14 protein-coding genes are annotated in these 20361 nt (G+C 70.9%); 8 read left to right on the forward strand and 6 right to left on the reverse strand.

Annotation, left to right across the window (positions count from 1 at the left end; all coding sequences use genetic code 11):
• Positions 1 to 12 precede the first annotated feature (12 nt).
• From HHX33_RS03375 to HHX33_RS03385, 3 genes are all read right to left on the reverse strand, one after another.
• Positions 13 to 1413: a glycosyltransferase family 87 protein gene (locus HHX33_RS03375; protein WP_138459828.1), complete on the reverse strand. Its 1401-nt coding sequence runs from the start codon at positions 1411 to 1413 to the stop codon at positions 13 to 15.
• 114 nt (positions 1414 to 1527) lie between these two features.
• The gene (locus HHX33_RS03380) at positions 1528 to 4110 is read right to left on the reverse strand and encodes a transglycosylase domain-containing protein (RefSeq protein ID WP_182873234.1); all 2583 of its coding nucleotides are present in this window, start codon (positions 4108 to 4110) and stop codon (positions 1528 to 1530) included.
• 517 nt (positions 4111 to 4627) lie between these two features.
• The gene (locus tag HHX33_RS03385; RefSeq protein ID WP_182873236.1) at positions 4628 to 5011 is read right to left on the reverse strand and encodes a DUF5318 family protein; all 384 of its coding nucleotides are present in this window, start codon (positions 5009 to 5011) and stop codon (positions 4628 to 4630) included.
• A 125-nt stretch (positions 5012 to 5136) separates the two neighbouring features.
• Here HHX33_RS03385 and HHX33_RS03390 point away from each other — a divergent pair, with 125 nt between their 5' ends.
• Both HHX33_RS03390 and HHX33_RS03395 read left to right on the forward strand, forming a co-directional pair.
• On the forward strand, positions 5137 to 5775 hold the full coding sequence (locus HHX33_RS03390) for a PadR family transcriptional regulator (RefSeq protein WP_111700074.1): 639 nt from the start codon (positions 5137 to 5139) through the stop codon (positions 5773 to 5775).
• 13 nt (positions 5776 to 5788) lie between these two features.
• A complete protein-coding gene (locus tag HHX33_RS03395) occupies positions 5789 to 6868 on the forward strand; it encodes an inositol-3-phosphate synthase (RefSeq protein WP_111700075.1) in 1080 nt (359 codons plus the stop codon).
• A 92-nt stretch (positions 6869 to 6960) separates the two neighbouring features.
• On the opposite strand, the gene idi is transcribed toward HHX33_RS03395, so the two are convergent.
• Entirely contained in the window at positions 6961 to 7554 is a 594-nt protein-coding gene (idi, locus tag HHX33_RS03400; protein ID WP_182873237.1) for an isopentenyl-diphosphate Delta-isomerase, read from the reverse strand.
• Positions 7555 to 7655: 101 nt separating this feature from the next.
• Here idi and HHX33_RS03405 point away from each other — a divergent pair, with 101 nt between their 5' ends.
• The 3 genes from HHX33_RS03405 to HHX33_RS03415 all read left to right on the forward strand — a co-directional run bounded on the left by HHX33_RS03405 (position 7656) and on the right by HHX33_RS03415 (position 12666).
• On the forward strand, positions 7656 to 8963 hold the full coding sequence (locus HHX33_RS03405; protein WP_182873238.1) for an MFS transporter: 1308 nt from the start codon (positions 7656 to 7658) through the stop codon (positions 8961 to 8963).
• Positions 8964 to 9082: 119 nt separating this feature from the next.
• On the forward strand, positions 9083 to 11173 hold the full coding sequence (locus HHX33_RS03410) for a vWA domain-containing protein (protein ID WP_182873239.1): 2091 nt from the start codon (positions 9083 to 9085) through the stop codon (positions 11171 to 11173).
• On the forward strand, positions 11173 to 12666 hold the full coding sequence (locus HHX33_RS03415; RefSeq protein ID WP_182873240.1) for an extracellular solute-binding protein: 1494 nt from the start codon (positions 11173 to 11175) through the stop codon (positions 12664 to 12666). The genes HHX33_RS03410 and HHX33_RS03415 overlap by 1 nt, the downstream gene beginning before the upstream one ends.
• A 64-nt stretch (positions 12667 to 12730) precedes the next feature.
• On the opposite strand, the gene HHX33_RS03420 is transcribed toward HHX33_RS03415, so the two are convergent.
• Positions 12731 to 13993, reverse strand: coding sequence for an adenosylmethionine--8-amino-7-oxononanoate transaminase (locus tag HHX33_RS03420; RefSeq protein WP_182873241.1), 1263 nt, complete (start codon positions 13991 to 13993; stop codon positions 12731 to 12733).
• Complete coding sequence (locus tag HHX33_RS03425; protein ID WP_310741190.1) at positions 13994 to 15391, reverse strand: CCA tRNA nucleotidyltransferase; 1398 nt, start codon at positions 15389 to 15391, stop codon at positions 13994 to 13996.
• A 180-nt stretch (positions 15392 to 15571) separates the two neighbouring features.
• On the opposite strand from HHX33_RS03425, the gene HHX33_RS03430 reads away from it, so the two are divergent.
• From HHX33_RS03430 to murJ, 3 genes are all read left to right on the forward strand, one after another.
• Entirely contained in the window at positions 15572 to 16108 is a 537-nt protein-coding gene (locus HHX33_RS03430; protein ID WP_182873243.1) for an aminoacyl-tRNA deacylase, read from the forward strand.
• A gap of 46 nt (positions 16109 to 16154) precedes the next feature.
• Complete coding sequence (locus tag HHX33_RS03435) at positions 16155 to 18407, forward strand: hypothetical protein (protein WP_182873244.1); 2253 nt, start codon at positions 16155 to 16157, stop codon at positions 18405 to 18407.
• A 71-nt stretch (positions 18408 to 18478) separates the two neighbouring features.
• Positions 18479 to 20077 (forward strand): murein biosynthesis integral membrane protein MurJ, encoded by a 1599-nt coding sequence (murJ, locus tag HHX33_RS03440; protein WP_182873245.1) that lies wholly within the window; start codon positions 18479 to 18481, stop codon positions 20075 to 20077.
• The last annotated feature ends 284 nt before the right edge of the window (positions 20078 to 20361 follow it).

A 20361-nucleotide genomic window follows, 5' to 3' on the forward strand; every position in this document is an offset into this window, starting at 1 on the left:
AAGATTCATGCCTCAGACCGGTTCCGGCTGCTCCTGTCCGCCCCGCTCCTCCGGTCCGTCACGCTCCTCGGAGCCGCCCCGGGCGAGGACCGCGCGGCGCAGCACGAAACGGTCCTCGGCCTGGTCGAACGGGCCACCGGACGGGTCGTCCACATCCCCCTGGCGGACGACGTCGTGCTCGGGGCGCAGGATCTCCCAGACGACCAGCGCCATGAGGACGACGATCGTCAGCAGCCGGGCCCAGACCGACAGGAAGTACGGGTCGTCGCCGATGCCGAGCGAGGCCTGGTCGGGGATCTGGGTGATCAGGTAGAGCCAGATCGAGAAGAAGTACCAGCACTCGGCCACCTGCCAGGCGGCGAGGGCCCCCCACCTCGGCCTGGCCAGCACCGCGAACGGCACCAGCCACAGGACGTACTGCGGCGACCAGACCTTGTTGGTGATCATGAACGCGGCCAGGGCCAGGAAGCACAGCTGCATCAGGCGAGGCCGGCGCGGCGCGGTGAGCGCGAGCACGGCCACGCCCAGCAGCAGCACCGCCAGGGCCGCCATGGCCATCGTGTTCAGCTTCTCGCCGTCGCCGAGGAAGGCCAGGAACTCGGGCCTGTCGTGGCCGAACCACTGCGTCTTCTGGAAGAAGAACCACAGGCCGCCCCAGTCGGCGCCGCGCTCGCTGCTGAAGGCGTAGAACCGCTGCCAGCCCTCGAAATTGATCATCATGATCGGCACGTTGACCAGCAGCCAGGCGCCGGCCGCCCCCGCGACGGTCTTCAGGAACGGCATCCATTTGGCCGTACGCAGGGTGAGCAGGAACAACGCGCCGAAGAACATCAGCGGGTAGAACTTCGTGGCCACGGACAGGGCCAGCAGCACCCCGGCCAGCCACGGCCGGTGCCGGGCCCAGGCCAGCAGGCCGCCGAGCGCGAGCGCGCCCGCGGCGAGGTCCCAGTTGATGTACGCGCAGAGGATGACGGCCGGGCCGACGGCGTACCAGAGGGCGTCCCAGGGGCGGCGGCCCGCGAGCGCGGCCGTCAGCAGCACGCCCACGACCAGCGCGATGCCCATCAGGACCACGGTGACGTCGTAGAACACGACCCCGTCACCGCCGGCGAGGCGCCGGGCGAACTCCATGATTCCGCCGATGCCGACCGGATACTCGACCGGGTAGTCGACGTACGGGACCTTGCCCTCGTTGAGCTTCTCCGCCCAGAACAGCGGATAGATGTCCGTGTAGCAGAAGTGCGTGTACTGCCCGATTCCGCCGTCCCAGGCGCCGCCGAACCGGCACGGATACTTCCACAGGTAGGCGAGGACGGCGCCGAGTCCCGCGAGAAGCCCGAGAGGCAGGTACGGCACAGCCCGCGCGGCGACCCCGGGCAGCGGGGCGGAGTCGTTCGTGGTCCGGGTCGTCATGGTGGGTATTGCACCATCGAACCCCGTGAGTTGGCGACTCAGACGGTTCGAGGGGGCCCGCGGCGGCGCGCCGCGGGCCCCCTCGTCACGGTCTCACGAAGTTTCGGTCCGGGCTCAGGGGCTGGTTCCGGACTGCCTCGCGACGGGTGCCGACGCGGGGGCGCCAGTGCCGTCCGCCGGGGCGTTCTGTCCCCCTGGTCCCCCCTGTCCGCCCGGGCCCCCCTGTCCTCCGGGGCCGTTGTCGCCGAGATCGAGACCCACGCCGTCGTCGCCACCGCCGACGCTGCCGTCACAGGACAGGTCGCCGGGGAGACAGGAACCGTCGCCGCCGTCGCCGCCGCCGTTCGGGAAGTCGGTCGGCATGTCGTTGGGGAACCCGCCGCCGCCGTCCTCCGGGCTGGGGGACGGGGTGGGCGTCGGGCTCGGCACGAGGTTCTCCGGGCTGCCCATGCCGGCCTTCGCCGGGAACTGCTCGACGGGCTTGCCCTCGTGCGCCGCGACCATGAAGTCGTGCCAGATGTGCGTCGGGGCGTCGGCGCCCTCGAAGCCCAGCGACACCTCCTTGACGCGGGTGTACGGGTTGTTCCCGTTGTACTTCGGGTGCTCCTTGCCGTTCGGCGTGATCGGGCAGTTGGAGTAGCGCGGCTGCACGATCTTGCCGCTCTTGGTCACGCACTGCTCGCGGTACATGCCGACCGCGGTCACCAGCTGCGGCGTGTAACCGACGAACCAGGCTTCCTTCTCGTCGTTGTTGGTGCCGGTCTTGCCGGCGGCGGGGCGCCCGATGGGACCCCAGCGGCTGGCCGTACCGGACTTGATGACCTGCTCCATGGCGTAGGTCGCGTCGGCCGCCGCCTCCGGCGAAATCACCTGCTTGACCTCGCGGGCCTCGGTCAGCACGACGGTCTTGCCCTGCTTGACCTCTTTGATCACGTGGTAGTCGACGTGCTTGCCCGCGTTGGCGAAGATCGAGTAACCGGCCGCCTGCTCCACGGGCGTGACGCCGACGCTGCCGATCGCGAGCTGGTAGCCGTGCCCGCTCTGGCCGCCGACGCCGTTCTTGTCCTCCTCCAGCGCCCGCTTGCTGATGCCGGCCGCCTCGGTGAGCGACCGCAGGTCGTCCAGCTGGCCGGGCAGCTTGAACGCCATCGAGGCGAACGCCGTGTTGATCGAGTGCGCGGTCGCGTAGATCACGTCGATCGACGCGGGGACGGAGTGCCCGTTGGTGATCGGAGTGGTGCCGGGCAGCTCCTTCGGCATCGTCTCCTTGCCGGGGACGTAGCTGTTGAGGCTGTAGCCCGCGTCGAGCCAGGCGGCCAGCACGTACGGCTTGAACGCCGAGGCCGCCTGCTTCCTGGAGTCGAAGGGCTCGTTCCAGGTCTCGTTGAGGTAGTTGCTGCCGCCGTAGAACGCGATCACCCGGCCGTTCGTCGGGTCCACGGCCGCCAGACCGGTGTGGAACTCCTTCGACATCGACGACGTGGTGTTCAGGACCGCCTTCTTCGCGGCCTGCATGAGCTTCTTGTCGAAGGTCGTGTAGATCTTGTAGCCGCCGCTCTCGATCTGCTCGCGGCTGAGCTTGCGGCCCTCCAGCTCGTGCAGCGCCTGGCTGAGCATGTAGCCCTTGAGCCCGCTGAACTCCTGCGAGACCTTCTGCGGCTTCGGCTTGGGGAACTTCGCGGTGGTCAGGACGTCCGGATACTTGGGCTTGCCGTCCTTGTCGGTCATCAGCGACATGCCGTTGACGACGTACTTGAAGCGCTCCTCCGTGCCCGCGTAGTTGCCGTCGCCCTCGGCCTTGTCGAAGTTGCCCGGCTGCTGGATGCGCCCGGCCAGGTAGGCCCCCTGCGCGACGGTCAGCTTCTTGGCGGGCACGTTGAAGAACTCGCGCGCCGCCGCCTCGATGCCGTACGTGTTGCGGCCGAACGGCACCGTGTTCAGGTAGTACTCGAGGACCTTGTTCTTCGACCAGTCCTTGTCGAGCCGGACCGCGATGAAGATCTCCTTCACCTTGCGCTTGATGGTCTGCTCGGTGCTGAGGCCGTTGAAGTAGTTGCGGGCCATCTGCTGGGTGATGGTCGACCCGCCCTGCGTCTGCTGGCCCGTGGCGGTCATCCAGACCGACCGGGTGAGGCCGGCGATGTCGATGCCGCCGTCCTCCCAGAAGGAGCGGTTCTCCGCCGCCACCACCGCGTCCTGGACGTGCTGCGGCACCTGGTCGAGGGTGACCGCCACCCGCTTGGTGCCGAGGCGGGCCAGGACCGAGCCGTCGCGGTAGTAGAAGGTGCTGCCCTGGGCCTTGGCCGCCTCCTGCGCGTCGTGCTCGGAGGGCAGCTCCGTGTTCGCGTAGGCGACCGCGATCATGCCGAAGATTCCGGCGCACAGCACGGTGAGGCTGGCGAGGAGGATCTTCCAGCTCGGGACGAACCGCTTCCAGCCCGTACGGCGGGGCTTTTCGTCGTCCTCGAAGTCGTCGTCGAAGTCGCGCGGGTCACGCGGACCACGCCCACCCGGTCCCCCCGGACCGCCGGGACCCCCTGGACCCCCCGGACCACCGGGGCCGCGTCCGCCGCGACCGGTCGGCCTGCGGCGGCGACCGCCGGTCTGCATCGACTCGGTGGGCTGTCCCTCGACGTCGCGGCGGGGGCCGCCCGCCGGCATGCCCAGCGCCTGCGTGCGCTCGTCGGCGCCCGGCACCCCCGGCCGCCCCGGACCGCCGGGGCCGGCGGGGCCGCCCGGGCCGCCAGGGCCCTGCGGGCCGTAGCGCGGGTCGTGCCCCCCTGGCGGGCGGCCACCGCCCATCGGACCCCGTGGGCCCGGTGCCTGACCACGTGCCTGACCCTGCGGCGGACCCTGCGGCGGGCCGCCTGGCGGCACCGCGCCCATGGCCGCCGTGTCCTCGAAGGCCGCCTCACGGCGGCGGGGGTCCGGTCCGGGAGGGGGCGGCTGCGGCGCGCGACCCCGGCCGGGTTGCCGCGGCGGAGCGGGGTCGCCGTACTCGCCGTACGCGTCGTACTCGTCGGACTCCCGGGGCGAGCGACGACGGCGCCCAGGGCGGGATGATCCACCGGAGCCCGAGGCGTCCTCGGGGCGGCCGGACGATTCCGGTCCGTAGCTGCTGTAAGTCACACGTCCTCGTCAGATGTCTTCGGGAAACTGATCGACGTCGGCCGGCAGGCCGGGAGGGTTCCTCCTGGGAAGGTGGAGGGTCGCCCTACAGGGAAGGGCCCGGGGGATCGGCTGTTCCGTGGACGAACGACACCGCCAGGTGGTTCCAGGTACAACCTTGGCAGACCTCCACCACGCAGACCCGGGATTCGCCGTATTCCCGGGCCGTCGCGGCGCGCTCCGTCCTCCCCCTGGTCCGTTCCGCCGCTCGTCCCCGTTCGCCTCCGTTCGCAGGTGTGACGTTGGTCACGTTCCTTCGCCCGTGCGTGGGGCAGATGCGAGACGTGGGCTCAGCGTGAGGCCGGGCCGCACGTGGGAGGAGAGGGCGGGCGTCCCAGACGTCCCGCGCCCGCGTGCGATCGGCGCGGAAGGACCGTACGGCCGCCCGCCTGGCGAAGCCGCGGGCCTCGACCGATCGCTGTGAGCACATGTGGCCAGATTACGACCCTTTGCCAAATCTTGCCCAACTGTTGACCCGTTGCCAGATATGACACCCCGACGTATCCTGCAGATGTATCGAGTCGATACATCAGTCGGACACAGGAGGTGGTTCCAGTGACGGGCTCTCGTGGAGGTGTGCTGGAACTCGCCGTCCTGGGGTCGCTGCACGAAACACCTCTGCACGGATACGAGCTGCGCAAACGGCTCAACACGCTGCTCGGCATGTTCCGTGCGTTCTCCTATGGCTCGCTGTATCCCTGCCTCAGGGGCCTGCTCAACGACGGGCTCATCGTCGAGGAGGAGCCCCCGCAGGACACGGTTCTCGGCCGCAGGTCGAAGATCGTCTATCGGCTCACGGCGGAAGGTAAGGAGCGGTTGCAGGAGCTGCTCAACCAATCGGGCCCGTCCTCCTGGGAGGACGAGAGCTTCGGCATCCGCTTCGCCTTCTTCCGCCACACGGAAGCCGAAGTGCGGCTGCGCATCCTGGAGGGCCGCCGCAGCCGCCTGGAAGAACGCCTCGACCGCGTCCGTGAGGCTCTGTCCCGCACGAGGGAGCGACTGGACAGCTACACGCTGGAGCTCCAGCGCCACGGGCTGGAGTCGGTCGAGCGCGAGGTTCGCTGGCTGAACGAGCTGATCGACTCGGAACGACGGAGCCGGTCGGCTCCCGGCGAGGGGGATCACCCCCCGGGTCCCGCGCAGGCCGTACAGGAAGAGACCCAGAGGGCGGACACGCCCGAGGCAGATAGGTAAAGGAGCGAGTGCTATGGGTTCGGTGCGCGTAGCCATCGTCGGTGTGGGCAACTGCGCCTCATCGCTGGTGCAGGGCGTCCACTACTACAGGGACGCGGATCCGGGCAGCCGTGTGCCGGGCCTCATGCACGTGCGGTTCGGTGAGTACCACGTCGGCGACGTGGAGTTCGTCGCGGCTTTCGACGTGGACGCCAAGAAGGTCGGCCGCGACCTGTCGGAGGCCATCGTCGCCTCCGAGAACAACACGATCAAGATCTGCGACGTGCCGCCGCTCGGCGTCACCGTGCAGCGTGGCCCCACCTTCGACGGGCTGGGCACGTACTACCGCGAGATCATCGAGGAGTCCGACGAGCAGCCGGTCGACGTCGTCCAGGCGCTCAAGGACGCCCGGGTGGACGTGCTCGTCTCCTACCTGCCGGTGGGCTCGGAGGAGGCCGACCGCTTCTACGCGCAGTGCGCGATCGACGCCAAGGTGGCCTTCGTCAACGCGCTTCCGGTCTTCATCGCCTCCGACCCCGAGTGGGCCGCGAAGTTCACCGAGGCCGGCGTGCCGATCGTGGGCGACGACATCAAGTCGCAGGTCGGCGCCACGATCACGCACCGCGTGCTGGCCAAGCTGTTCGAGGACCGCGGAGTGGAGCTGCTGCGCACCTACCAGCTCAACTTCGGCGGGAACATGGACTTCATGAACATGCTGGAGCGCACCCGCCTCCAGTCCAAGAAGATCTCCAAGACCCAGTCGGTCACCTCGCAGATCCCGCACGAGATGGGGAAGGCCGACGTCCACATCGGCCCGTCGGACCACGTGCCGTGGCTGGACGACCGCAAGTGGGCCTACGTCCGCCTGGAGGGCAGGTCGTTCGGCGACACCCCGCTGAACCTGGAGTACAAGCTCGAGGTCTGGGACTCGCCCAACTCGGCCGGCATCATCATCGACGCGGTCCGCGCGGCCAAGATCGCCCTGGACCGGGGCATCGGCGGCCCGCTGCTGTCGCCCTCGTCGTACTTCATGAAGTCGCCGCCGGAGCAGTACTCCGACGACGTCGCCCGCGAGGCCGTCGAGAAGTTCATCCGGGGCGAGAACGAGCGCTGACGGACTCTTCTCCGCGTGTCCCGCCCCGGTTCCGTGACGGACCGGGGCGGTTTCACATGCTCATGGGTGGCGGCGGGTCCGGAGGCGGCGGCTCAGCCGAGAGGGAGCGCGGCCGGCGGCAGGGCCGCCGGGTCGGCCACCGGCCAGGCCAGCGGGTCCGGGCCGAGCGCGACGAGCTGCGGCACCTGCTCCCGCGCCCAGGGCGAGATGTCCAGCTCTCCGCTCGTCACCCCGGCGGCGAAGCTCGCCCAGGGCTCCCAGCGGACCTCGCCGACCTCCTCGGCGTTGGGCGCGGCCTCCTCTCCCGTCACCACCGCCCGGTAGACCGGGCACAGCTCGTGCTCGACCATCCCGTTGTCCATGACCGCGCGGTAGGCGAAGCGCGGCAGGATCAGGTCGACGGACTCGACGATCAGTCCGAGCTCGAACGCCAGGCGGCGGACCACCGCCGCCGACAGCGGCTCCCCGGGCAGCGGATGGCCGCAGCAGCTGTTGGTCCACGCGTCGGGCCAGGTCAGCTTGTGACCCGCCCGCCGCGACAGCAGCACCCGGCCCTGCCGGTCGAAGACATAACTGGAGAACGCCAGGTGCAGCGGAGTGTCCGCGCCGTGGACGGTGGACTTGGGAGCGGTGCCGATCGGGTTGCCCTCGACGTCGACCAGCACGACATGTTCCGGTGAGGTCACCGTCAGAGAGTACGGTGTCACGCCGTCGCCGGTCAGTGGCAGGGGGTTTTATCGGGGTTGATCCTGATGCCACCCGGAGATCGTCCGCGTAGGCTGTCGCCGTGTCCTACGTCTCCGATCTGCGGGTGGTCCTGCGGGGTCGCAACTTCCGGCGGCTCTTCGCCACGAGGCTCGTCTCGCAGTTCTCGGACGGGATCTTCCAGCTCGCCGTCGGCGGGTACGCGTTCTTCAGCCCGGAACGGCAGGCCAGCGCCGCCGACATCGCGGCGGGCCTCGCCGTGCTGCTCCTGCCGTACAGCGTGCTCGGGCCCTTCGTCGGGGTGTTCATCGACCGCTGGTCGCGGCGGCAGATCCTCGTTATCGCGCCGTTCGTGCGCGGGACGCTGCTGGTGCTGGCCGCCTGCCTCGTCCTGGCGGGGACCTCCGACGTCGTCTTCTACGTGGCGGCGCTCGGCGTGCTCGCGGTCAACCGCTTCTTCCTGGCGGCCCTGGGCGCGTCGCTGCCCCACGTCGTGCCGGGCGACCAGCTGATGATGGCCAACGCGGTGACGCCCACCTCCGGCACGGTGGCGACGTTCCTCGGGATGGGCGCGGCCATGGTGCTCCGCACGATCGCCGGATCGGACGACCGGGGCGTGGCGGTGCTGCTGGTCTGCTCCGGCGTCGTCTTCGGGCTGAGCGCGCTGATCGCCCGGACGATGGAGCGCTCCCTGCTCGGCCCCGCGTACGACCCGGACCGGCCGCAGGCCCGCGAGGCCGTACGGCACGTGCTGACCGGGCTGGTGGACGGCGCGCGGCACGTCGCGCACCGGCGCTCGGCGGCGGCCGCCCTCACCGGCATGGCCGCCCACCGCCTCATGTTCGGCATCTCGACGGCGGCGGTGGTCCTCATCTACCGCTACTCCTTCACCAGCGACCCCGACGACGCGCTGAAGGGCATCGCGCTCGTGCTGGGCGCCGTCGGCGCCGGGAGCTTCGCCGCGGTGCTGGTCACCCCGTGGGCCACCGAACGGATCCGCATCGAGACCTGGGTCCCGGCCATGCTGGTCACCTGCGGGATCCTGGAGTTCGCGCTGTGCGTGACGTTCCGCGAGTGGGGTTTCCTCGGCGCCGGGCTCGTGATCGGCGTCGCGGGACAGAGCGTGAAGATCTGCGCCGACACCGTCGTGCAGCGCGACGTCGAGGACGCCTATCTCGGCCGCGCCTTCTCCGTGTACGACATGCTGTTCAACGGCATGACGGTCCTCGGCGCGGTGCTGGCGGCGGCGCTGCTGCCCCACGACGGCAGGTCCTACCCCGCGCTCGCCGTGATCGCCGTCGGCTACCTGCTCGGCGCGGTGGTCTACCGGCTGGTCCTCCCCTCCCCCACCACCCGCCACCCCGCCGTCGCCTCCGATCGACCCGAGTAAGGGCCGGGCGTGATCAGGTGATGTGCCCCTGACATATCCATGACGACGCCCTGACGGATCATCCGAGAGCTACTATTCCGGCAGTTCCCGGTCCTCTCATCACTGAACAGGCCGTTGTGATGTCCTCCCCGACCCCCTCGACCGCAGGAGACGACTCCGACAGGCCGCCAGGGAACGTACCGGGGGAGGCGACGCCCCCGGAGCGGCCCCCGAAGGTGGCGGCGGCGCGGGAGACGCTCGTCACGACGCTCGCCGCGGCCGCGGCGAACAGCATCTGGACGGAATACCACGCCTTCCTGGAGCACCTGCCGGTCCCGACGTACGTCGGAGTGCTGGCGACCGGCGTGCTCGGCGGTTTCTTCCTGTCGGGCCGGCGGCCGGCGGGTGTGCTCGCCCGACTGACCGGATGGCTCGGCCCGCCCGCCGCGAGGATCCGGGACTGGATCCTGGCCCCCCTCTCCCAGCGGACGCGGACGGCGAAGACGCTGCGGACGCTGCGCCGCGCCCTGCCCGTGCTCGTGATCGCCTATCTGTCCGTGGCGTCCGGTGTGGTCGTCGTCCTGGGCGTCTGGGGCGCGTCGATGCTGGTGCGGTGGGCGTCGTCACCCTCCTGCGCGGATCCGCGGGAGTTGTTCGTGATCACGGCGCCGGAGAACGTCGACGCGCTGCGCGATGCCGTCGCGGCCTATGCCGGCGATTCGGACGACTGCCCGCCGTACCGGATCTCGGTCGGCCCCGCGCCGTCGGCGGCCGATATCGCCAAGGGCTTCACCCTCGGCTGGTGCCGGGGAGACGAGTCGTTCCCGAGGCTCTTCGGGAGGCGCCCTGACGCCTGGATCGCCACCAGCACCGCCGAGGTGGAGCACGTTCTCCGGCTCCAGAGCACCAGCAGCCCTTCGGGACAGCCCTGCGACAGGATGGCCGGCGGAACGGCGACGCTGCGCCCGGGCCCGAGTGTGGCCGGCGAGCAGCTGGTCGTCGCGATGCTCGCCGAGCGCGCCGACGACCTGGAGAGACTGCCTCCGGAGCGGAGAGGCGACAGAGCGCTGGCGGACGTCATGCGGACGGTCCGCACCGATCTGGGCATGCGCCTGGTCTACCCGCAACCCGGTCTCTCCTCGGCCGGTCTGCTGGCGGCCGCACGCCTGGTCGGCCTGGAACGCCCTGAGGACACCGTGCGGAGCATGGTCTCCGACGACAGCGTCAACGCGCTCCTGTGCCGCTTCAAACGGATGACGAGGGCAGAGAAGAATGAGCATGCCCTGCTCATCCCGGCCCACAGCGTGCGGGAGTACAACGCCGGGGAGATCACGGACGAGGGCTGCCGGGGCATGGGCGAGAACGAGCCCAGACTCACGGAGGAACGGCCGCCCGGTCTGCCCCTCCTCGACTATCCGTTCGTCGCCGTCGACTGGCCGGACGAGGGCGCCCCGGCCTCCCGGGACGAGACGGCCGAAAGCCGCCTCGCTCTCGATCGCTTCGCCGCCTGGCTCACGCACGAGCACCCGCTCTTCGGCCGCCCGGCACCTCCTGCCAAGCAGAGCGGCGATGACGTGCTGGACCAGGCGAAGAAGGAGATCTCCCGGCGGCTGCACCCCGTCGACCTGCAGTTCCTGCTCGACGTCTCCGGATCGATGTCCCGATCGCTCCTTCCCGCGAGTGAGGCGCTCCCCGAGATCAGGCAGGCGCTCGTCGAGACCGACCGGCTGTCGCTCAGCACATTCTGGCGGGAGAAGGACGAAGGTCCCGTAAGGGTCAGCGATCCCACCGACAAGGACGAGCCGAGCCGTCTGGACAGGTTCGTCGGGCGTTTCCGGCTGGAGCGGAGCCGGGGACGGGACGCACCGCTGTGGACGGCGATCGAGGAGCTGGGAAGGAAGTTCGGCCCCCCGGCCCGTTCGGTGGTGGTCATCACGGACGGAGGACCGTTCGGGACCGGAAGGGATCCCCGGCCTGCGGAGCAGGACGTCGTACGGGCCCTGAGCCGCAGCCCCTCGATACGCAACCTCTACGTCCTCGTCCTCGGGCACAACGGGTGCGGGGGCAGGTTCCCGCAGCCGGAGCGGGTGCACGGGCCGGGGGCGAAGCCGGGGTCGGAGCAGCGCGTGATCTGCGCCGAGATCGGAGGAGGGCAGCCCTCCCGGACAGGGACGCAGGCGGTGGCGGGCGTGCTGCGTAACGCGATCTTCACACTACGGGAGTGGTCCTGATGACCCGGCGAGCGGAGCTGTGGTGGTCACGGCTGCCCCCCTTCCGGAGGCGGCTCGCCGCCGGAGGGTTCGCGGTGGGCGTCCTCCTCGGGAGTCTGCAACTCCTGCACACCGGGAGGGACACGGCCTGCCACTCCGACGGGCGGATCACGATCGCGGCGAACAGCGACGTCAGCGCCGGAGGCTTCCGCAGGGACCTCGTCCGGCAGTGGAACGCGAAGTCGAAACGCACCGACGATCTCGTCGAGATCTCCGACTCCACCGACGAGGCCAGGGCCGAGATGGCCGCCGCGGCCCAGTCGCACCGCTGCACCTACGACATCTTCCTCCTGGACGTCGTCTACATCCCCGAGTTCGCGAGGAACGGCTACCTGAGCGAGCTCACCCCGAAGGAGTTCGGCGCGGCGTGGCCGCACGTCACGAAGGAGGTGCTGCGGGCGGCACAGGTGGACCGCAGACAGTACGCCGAGCCCCTGGCCACAGACGCGCCGCTGTTGTTCCGCAAGGCCGGCCTGCCGCTCCCCGCCACATGGGCGGATCTCGTCGGAGACGGCAGCCGGACCGGCTACGCCGGCACGTACGGCTACGTCGGGCAGTTCGACGACTACGAGGGGGGAACCGTCAACCTCATGGAGGCGGTGCTCTCCTCCGGCGCCGAGATCACCAAGGGCGACGAGGTCGTGCTCGACCAGTACGCCGAGAAGACGAAGAACGCGCTCGCCCACCTGCGCGGGCTCCTCGACGGCCTCGCGGGGGACGGGAGCCGGCCACCCGGCTCGGGCGGCCCCTCCTCCAGCCCGGCGCCCTCCCCCGGCGCCGAGGCCCGGTGCCAGGACCGCCTCGGCCGCGGCTGTCTGTTCCGGTACCGGGAGGAGAGCAGCCTGCAGGCTTTCCGGGACGGGGACGTGGGGTACATGCGGAACTGGCCGTTCGCCTTCCCCCGTCTGGCGCTCGACCCGTCGATGCGGGCCGGAGACGGGTCTCCGCTGTTCGAGGTGTCCCACCTGCCCGGCAAGGGGATCACGGGGGGCTACGCCCTCGCGATCAGCGCGACCATGCCCGAGGAGGAACGTCCGGACGCGGTACGGCTCATCCGCTTCCTCACGTCGGCCGAGGCCCAGAAGCAGCTGTTCGCGTGCGGCGGCTACCCGCCCGTCATCAAGGAGGTCTACGACTTCTACATGTCACAGGAGAAGGGCCCCCGAACGTGCAGCGAGCTCCAGGATCGGGAGGATCCGTCCCCCGAACCCGGATCGGAGATGACGGCCCCCGAGCTCGGCGACTTCGCGACGGCGATCCACGACGCGCTGGGCCGGGCCGAGTCACGTCCGGTCTGGCCCCACTACGCCACGTTCAGCGACACGTTCAGATCCTGCGCGAGAAAAGCGGTGACCGGCGAGATCGAGGCGCGGGAGATCGACGTCGACAGCTTCGCCGAGGCCCTGCGGACGGCCGGGGACGGCAGGCGGCCGGACGATCCCTGCCCCGGCTGACCGGCGAGCCGGGGGCCGGGGGCCGGCGAGCCGGGGGCCGGGGGCCGGCGAGCCGGGGGCCGGGTCACAGTGCCTCGGCGGCGGCGTTCATGGCGGCGGTGATCGTCGCGACGTCCTCCGGCGTGCAGGCGTACGGCGGCATGGTGTAGATGAGACGGCCGAAGGGCCGCAGCCAGACGCCGTGCTTCATCACAGTGTCCTGAACCTTCGCGACGTCGACGGGTTCGTCCGTCTCGATCACGCCGATGGCGCCCAGTACCCGCACGTCCCGTACGCCCGGGGCGTGGACGGCCGGGGCGAGGCCGTCGAGCAGCCCGGCCTCGATGCGGGCGACCTCCTCCCGCCACGGGCGCTCGGCCAGCAGGTCGAGCGAGGCGCTGGCCACCGCGCAGGCGAGCGGGTTGCCCATGTAGGTGGGGCCGTGCATCAGCACTCCGAGGCGGTCGGCCACCCGCTCGGTGCACAGGGTCGCTGCGAGCGTCACGTATCCGCCGGTCAGGGCCTTGCCGACGCACATGATGTCCGGCCTGATCCCGGCGTGGTCGCAGCCGAACATCTCCCCCGTACGGCCGAAGCCGGTGGCGATCTCGTCGGCGATCAGCAGGACGCCGTGCTCGTCGGCGAGGTCGCGCAGCCGCCGAAGGTAGGCCGGGTGGTAGAAGCGCATGCCCCCGGCGCCCTGCACGACCGGCTCCACGATGATCGCGGCCAGCTCCGCCGCACGCGCCTCGACGGTATCGGTGAGCTCCCTCAGGTACGCCTCGTCGGGTTCCGGAGCCGTCCGGACCGGGCGGCGGCCGTAGTCGTCCGGCGGCGCGGGCGCGAAGACGTGCCGCGGCAGCATGCCGGTGAACAGGTGGTGCATGCCGCTCACCGGGTCGCAGACCGACATCGCGCCGAGCGTGTCGCCGTGGTAGCCGCCGCGCACGGTCATCAGCGTCGAGCGCCCGCTGTACTGGATCGCCATCTTGATCGCGACCTCGACCGCCACCGAGCCCGAGTCGGCGAGGAAGACCCGGCCGAGCCCGGTCATCCCGGCCAGCCGCTCCGCGAGCCGCACGGCGGGCTCGTGGGTGAGGCCGCCGAACATGACATGCGCCATGTCCTCGATCTGTTCGCGTACGGCCCGGTTGAGCCGGGGGTGGTTGTGGCCGTGTACAGCCGCCCACCAGGAGGCCATGCCGTCGATCAGCGCACGGCCGTCGTCGAGGACGATCCGCACGCCGTCGGCACGCCTGACCACGTGGACGGGCACCCCGGACGACACCGCCGAGTACGGATGCCACACGTGCGCGCGGTCCAGCCGGAGAACCTCGTCCGCGTCCACCTACGACAGCAGGCCGTTGTCGCGGGCCCAGGTGCGCAGGGCCTCCCCGGCCGCCTCCTTGCCGATCAGTCCGTGATCCATGCGGATCTCCAGCAGGTGCTTGTAGGCCCGGCCGACGACCGGGCCGGGCGGCACCCCGAGGATCTCCTGGATCTCGTTGCCGTCCAGCTCGGGCCGGATCTTGGCGAGCTCCTCCTCCTCGGCCAGCCGGGCGATGCGCTCCTCCAGCTGGTCGTAGGTGCGCGACAGGGCCTGCGCCTTGCGCCTGTTGCGGGTGGTGCAGTCGGCCCTGGTCAGCTTGTGCAGGCTGCTCAGCAGGTGCCCGGCGTCGCGGACGTAGCGGCGGACGGCGCTGTCGGTCCACTCTCCCGTGCCGTAGCCGTGGAAACGCAGGTGCAGCTCCACGAGCTTGGACACGTCGGAGATCACGTCCTTGGGGAACCTGAGCTCGGTCAGCCGCTTCTTCGTCATCTGCGCCCCGACCACCTCGTGGTGGTGGAACGACACCCGGCCGCCCGGCTCGTTGCGCCGGGTCTTCGGCTTGCCGATGTCGTGCAGCAGGGCGGCCCACCGCAGCACCCGGTCCGGCCCGGCGGTCTCCAGCCCGATCGCCTGCTCCAGCACGATCAGCGTGTGCTCGTAGACGTCCTTGTGCCGGTGGTGCTCGTCGATCTCCAGCCGCAGTTTCGGCAGCTCGGGCAGCACGTGGGCGGCCAGCCCGGTGTCCACGAGCAGCGAGAGGCCGGCCCTCGGGTGCGTGCCGCAGACCAGCTTGTCGAGCTCGTCGCGGATGCGCTCGGCCGAGACGATCTCGATGCGGCCGGCCATCGCGGTCATGGCCTCGACCACCTCGGGGGCGACCGCGAACCCCAGCTGCGCGGCGAACCGCGCGGCGCGCAGCATCCGCAGCGGGTCGTCGTCGAACGACCGCTCGGGGGGGCCGGGCGTGCGCAGCACCTTGGCGGCGAGGTCGGGCAGCCCGCCGTACGGGTCGGCGAACTCGTGGCCGGGCAGGCGGACGGCCATCGCGTTGACCGCGAAGTCGCGGCGGGCGAGGTCGCCGTCGAGGGAGTCGCCGTACATCACGTCCGGCTTGCGGGAGGCCGGGTCGTACGACTCGCTGCGGTAGGTGGTGATCTCCAGGAGCCAGCCGCCCTTGCGCACGCCGACCGTGCCGAACTCGATCCCGATCGTCCAGACGGCGTCCGCCCAGTCCTTGACGATCTCCAGCACCCGGTCGGGCCTGGCGTCCGTCGTCAGGTCGAGGTCCTTGCCCACGCGGCCCAGGAAGACGTCGCGGACGGATCCGCCGACCAGGGCCAGCTCGTGTCCCCGGGCCGCGAACAGCTCGCCGAGCTCGTCGGCGACAGGGGCGATGCGGCGGAACAGTTCGTTCACGGCGTGCTGCTGGCTGTCGCTCAGATTTGAAACGGACAAGGCTGGGTAGGTCCTTCGGTCACGGAACAGAAACTCTCCCCCGATGGCCCAGGTGTCGGGTGTCACCCAGGGGAGACACGCCTAGCGATCACCAGGCCACGGACGGTTCGGGGGCGCTGGACGACGCAAGGAGCACAAGAGATGAAAGACGCTCTCGCGATTCACCGCTGGCTCCTCGCCCACCAGATCCACCATGAGATCGTACGTCTTCCGCGCCCGTTGACATGCTCCGACGAGCTTCCCGAGGTCCTCGGGGTGGCCCCCGAGACCTGCCTGTGCGTGTCGCTTTTCGAGGTGACCGCGCGGTCGGGCACCCAGGTGGTGGCCGTGGTGAGCACGGTCGGCCGGTCTCCCGGGCCCGCGGCGGTGGCCTCCCTCCTGCGTACCCCCAGGGTACGCCCCGCCTCCGCCAACACGGTGAACTCGGCGACCGACTACGCCGACGGGCTGGTCTGCCCCCTGCTGCTGCCCGACGAGCTGACCGTGCTGGTGGACCAGCGGCTGCGGGACCGCCTCGATCCAGACGACGTCGTCCACACCGCGACCGGCGAGCGCCGCACCGCGTTGCGGCTGCGCGCGATCCACCTGTTCGACCTGGTCGCGGCCAAGGCCGTGGACATCAGGACGATCCCCCGGAGGGGCGCGGCGAGCCTCGCGAGTCCTATGCGGACCGCTTAGGCCATAGCATTCTGGGCGTGCGCCGTTCCTCACCGCTGGCCCGCACATGATTCGCAAGGCCGCACTGCTGACCCTGCTGACCGCCCTGCTCGCGTCCCCCGCGGGCATGGCCGGTACGGCTGCCGCCGTACCCGCGGGTCGCGCCGCGGCCGCCGCCGCTCCCGCCGATCCGCTGGTCGTGAACGAGATCACGCCGGAGGTCGTGCGCGACGCCGCCGCCCCCGTGACGATCTCGGGGACCGCCGCGGGCGCTCAGGGAACCTCCGTACGGGTGGTGGTCCGCTACGCGCCGAACCGGCCGCTGACCTCGCGCGGCGAGATGGCGGCCTACCTGTCCGAACAGGGATACGTCCCCTCCAACTGGAGCACGAGGCTCCAGGCCACGCCGCTCGACCAGGCGGGCAAGCTGCCCTTCCGGTTCACCGTGACGCCCCAGGAGCTGGGGATGTCCCGGCCGGGCGTCTATCCGCTCGCGATCGAGGTGACCGACGCGGCGACCGGTCAGCGGATCGCGATCGAGCGCACCTTCCTGACGTACGCCCCGAAGGGCGAGCAGATCCCCAAGGTGAAGCTGGCGCTCGCCCTTCCCCTGGTGGACCGGCCGCACCGCGCCGACGACGCGACGTTCATGGACGACGACCTGTCCGCGTCGCTCGCGTCCGGCCGCCTGGCGGCGCTGCTCCAGACCGCCCAGGACACCGGGGACAAGGTCACCTGGTTCGTCGACCCCGCCCTGCTCGACGACGTCCGCGTCCTGTCCTCCGGCGCGCGGATCGTACGCGGCGTGCGCAAGGAGGCCGACCGGGCCGCGGGCCAGTGGCTGAACGGCCTGCGCGGCGCGCTGACCGGCAAACCCGTCGTGGCCACGCCGTACGCCGATCCGGACATGACCGCGCTGGTCCACCACGGCCTCGACAAGCAGGCCGCGGCGTCGGTCCAGCGCGGGGCCGCACTCGCGAGCGAGGTGCTCGGCCGGGAGATCCACGGCACCACGGCCTGGCCGGCCGGTGGCCGGATCGACCGGGACACCCTTGACGAACTGGCCATCTCGGGCGTGACGTCCGTCCTGTTGTCCGCGGACGCGCTGCCGGTCAGGGCCGCGGCGCAGGACGACCCGGCGGCGATCACCTCGGCGATCACCCCCACGCCGCTCACCCCCGACGGCGCGGCCACGCTCTACTCCGTGGTGGACAAGCCGCTGACCGCGCTGCTCGCCGATCCCACGCTGAGCGAGGTCCTCGGCGGGAACGTCTCGGCTCCCGGCGCGGCGCTGCTGGCGCGGCAGCGGTTCCTCGCCGAGACCGCGATGATCGCCTTCGAGCGGCAGAACGGGCAGCCCGCCCAGCCGGGCCGGTCGGGCCAACCGAACAGGACAGGACAGGACGGGCCGGACGGATCGGCGAAGACGCCGTCGCCCACCGTGGTCGCGGTGCCCGGCTCGCACCTGTGGACGCCCGACCCCGCGTTCGTCTCCGGCCTCCTCCAGGCCGCCTCATCCGCGCCCTGGCTGAGCATGACCTCACTCGACTCGGTGAAGCCGGGACGGGACGGGGCCCAGCGGGGCGACCTGACCTACACCGAGCGCGACCGCCAGGCGGAGCTGGGCCGCTCCCACCTCGCGACCGTCCGGAAGCTGGAGCGCAAGGCCGAGGCCGTGGCCACCGTCACGGCGGAGCACACCGACGTCTTCCACGCGGCGATACTCCGGCTGACCTCGGCCTCCTGGCGGGGTGACGCCAAGCGGGCCGCCTCCTTCGCGCAGCGGGTCAAGGAGACGATCGACCAGCGCATCACCGGCGTGTCCGTGCTCGACAGCCCGCGCTCGGTGGCGGGGAGCAACGGCCAGGTGCCCGTCAGCGTGGCCAACAACCTGGACCAGGACATCGAGATCAGGATCCGGGTCACCTCGGGCAGCAAGTCCCGCCTCGCGATCGACGCGGACGACGGGACCTACGTGACCCAGCCGACCCGGGTCCTCGCCGGCCGGAGCCAGCTCGTCAACGTGCCGGTGATCGTACGCGGCGGAGGCGGCGAGGCGAGCATCTCGGTGCAGCTTCTCACCGACGGCGACGTGGAGTACGGCAACGCCGTACGGGTCGTGGTGCGCGCGACCGGCTACACCGGCATCGCCGTCGTCATCGTGGGGGCGGCCCTGGTCATCATGCTCGCGGCCGTGGTGATGCGGGTCCTGCGCCGCAGGTCGAGGAGGGCGTTCCCGTTCGACGGCACGACCGCCGGCGAGGGCCCGCCGGAGGACCGGCCGGGCGCCGTGCCGGCCGAGCGGACGCAGTCACCGTAGGCGGACCCCGACCCGGCCCACCCGAGCGAGGCGGCCCCGCGAACGCGGCCGTCGTGACCCGAAGGACACCCATGAGCAGGATGCTGCGAGCCAGCGCGATCATGGCGGCCGGGACGATGGTCTCGCGGCTCACCGGCTTCGCGCGGACGGCGATGCTCGCCGCGGCCATCGGCACCTTCGCCCTCGGCGACGCCTACAACGCGGCCTACATGATCCCCTACATCCTGCTCGACCTGTTGCTCCAGGGCGTGCTGAGCAGCGTGGTCGTGCCGGTGATCGTACGGGCGCAGCAGCGCGACCCGGACGGGGGCCAGGCGTTCGAACAGCGGCTGATGACGCTGGCGGTGGTGGTGCTGACGGCCGTCGCGCTGCTCGGCGTGCTGCTGGCCAAGCCGATCATGGAGCTCTACACCGCCTCGAACTGGACCGAGGACAAGGTGGGGGTCGCCGCCACGCTGGCCAGGTACATGCTGCCGCAGATCGCGTTCTTCGGGGTCGGCTCGCTGGCGGGGGCGATCCTCAACACGCGGGACAGGTTCGCCGCCCCGATGTGGGCGCCGGTGCTGAACAACATCGTGGTCATGGGCGTCCTGGCCGCCTACTACGCCGTCGGGTCGTCCGACATCGAGAAGGTGAGCGAGCGCGACCTCACGCTCCTCGGCCTCGGCACCACGGCCGGCATCGTCGCCCAGGCGATCGTGCTGGTGATCGCGTTGCACCGGGCCGGGTTCCGGTTCCGCCCCCGCTTCGGCGTGCGCGGCACCGGGCTCGGGGAGGCGGCCAGGGCCGCCGTGTGGACGTTCGGCTACACCGGCATCACCCAGATCGGGTTCTGGGTCACCACCAAGCTCGCCACCGGCGCGGGCGACCGGGCGCCGGGCGCCGGCAACAGCGCCTGGGCGTACGCCTTCCAGCTTTTCCAGCTCCCGTACGGGATCATCGCGGTGTCGGTGATCACCGCGATGCTGCCGAAGATGAGCCGGTCCGTCGCCGAGGGCAGGCTGGACGAGGTGCGCACGGAGTTCGCCTCGGCGGTGCGGTTGGTCTCGTCCGTCATCGTCCCGGCGGGCCTGCTGCTGATGGTGCTCGGGCCGGCGGTCACCACACTGATCTTCTCGTGGGGCCACATGACGGCGGCGAACGCGATCTACATCGGCCATGTCCTGCAGGTGTTCGGCGTCGCGCTCGTGCCGTTCTCGATCTTCCAGCTCCTGCTGCGGGTCTTCTACAGCTTCGGCGACACCCGCACCCCCGCGATCATGGCGGCGGTGAACGTGGCCATCAACGCGACGCTCAGCCTGGTCGCGTACTTCACGCTGCCCGACCGGTACGTGGTCATCGGCATGGCCTTCGCCTACCTGGCCACGTACATCGTGCTCTGCGGCGTCGCGTGGTCGCTGGCCAGCCGGAAGATCGGCGGACTCTCCGGCCGGGAGGTCACCGCCGGCCTGGGCCGGATGTACGCGGCGGCGATCCCCTCGGCCGCGCTCGCGCTGGCGGTGCTGTGGCTGGCCCGGGAGCTCACCACGATCACGCCGGTGAGCTCGGCCGTCGTGCTCGCCGTGGGCGGCGGAGCCGGCCTGATCCTCTACCTGCTGGCCGCGCACCGGCTGCGGGTTCCCGAGGTCCGCTCCATCATTGGACTCGTGGCGGGCAGGGTAGGACGGTAGGAGTTCTCACGACCAAGCGGCAACTCGAAGGTAACCCAGAAGTCCGATTCGGACGTCTTCCATCGGGAAGGCGGGCACAAGCGGCACGGCACTAGCATGGTGCGCCAGGGAGTGTTGAGGAAGCGGCGCCCGTTGCGAGCGGGAATCCGGTGGGATTCAGCGCGGCAGGGCATCACTTTTGATACACCTTCCAGCGAAACGTCCCGCGGATCTTGCCCTACCGGAGGAATCCGGCCCGGCGGTGCTCCGTCCGGTGCCGCGGCAGGCACGAGATCTCGGGGGCG

It is taken from the genome of Microbispora sp. H10670, assembly GCF_014161385.1.
In the GTDB taxonomy this organism is placed as follows: domain Bacteria; phylum Actinomycetota; class Actinomycetes; order Streptosporangiales; family Streptosporangiaceae; genus Microbispora; species Microbispora triticiradicis.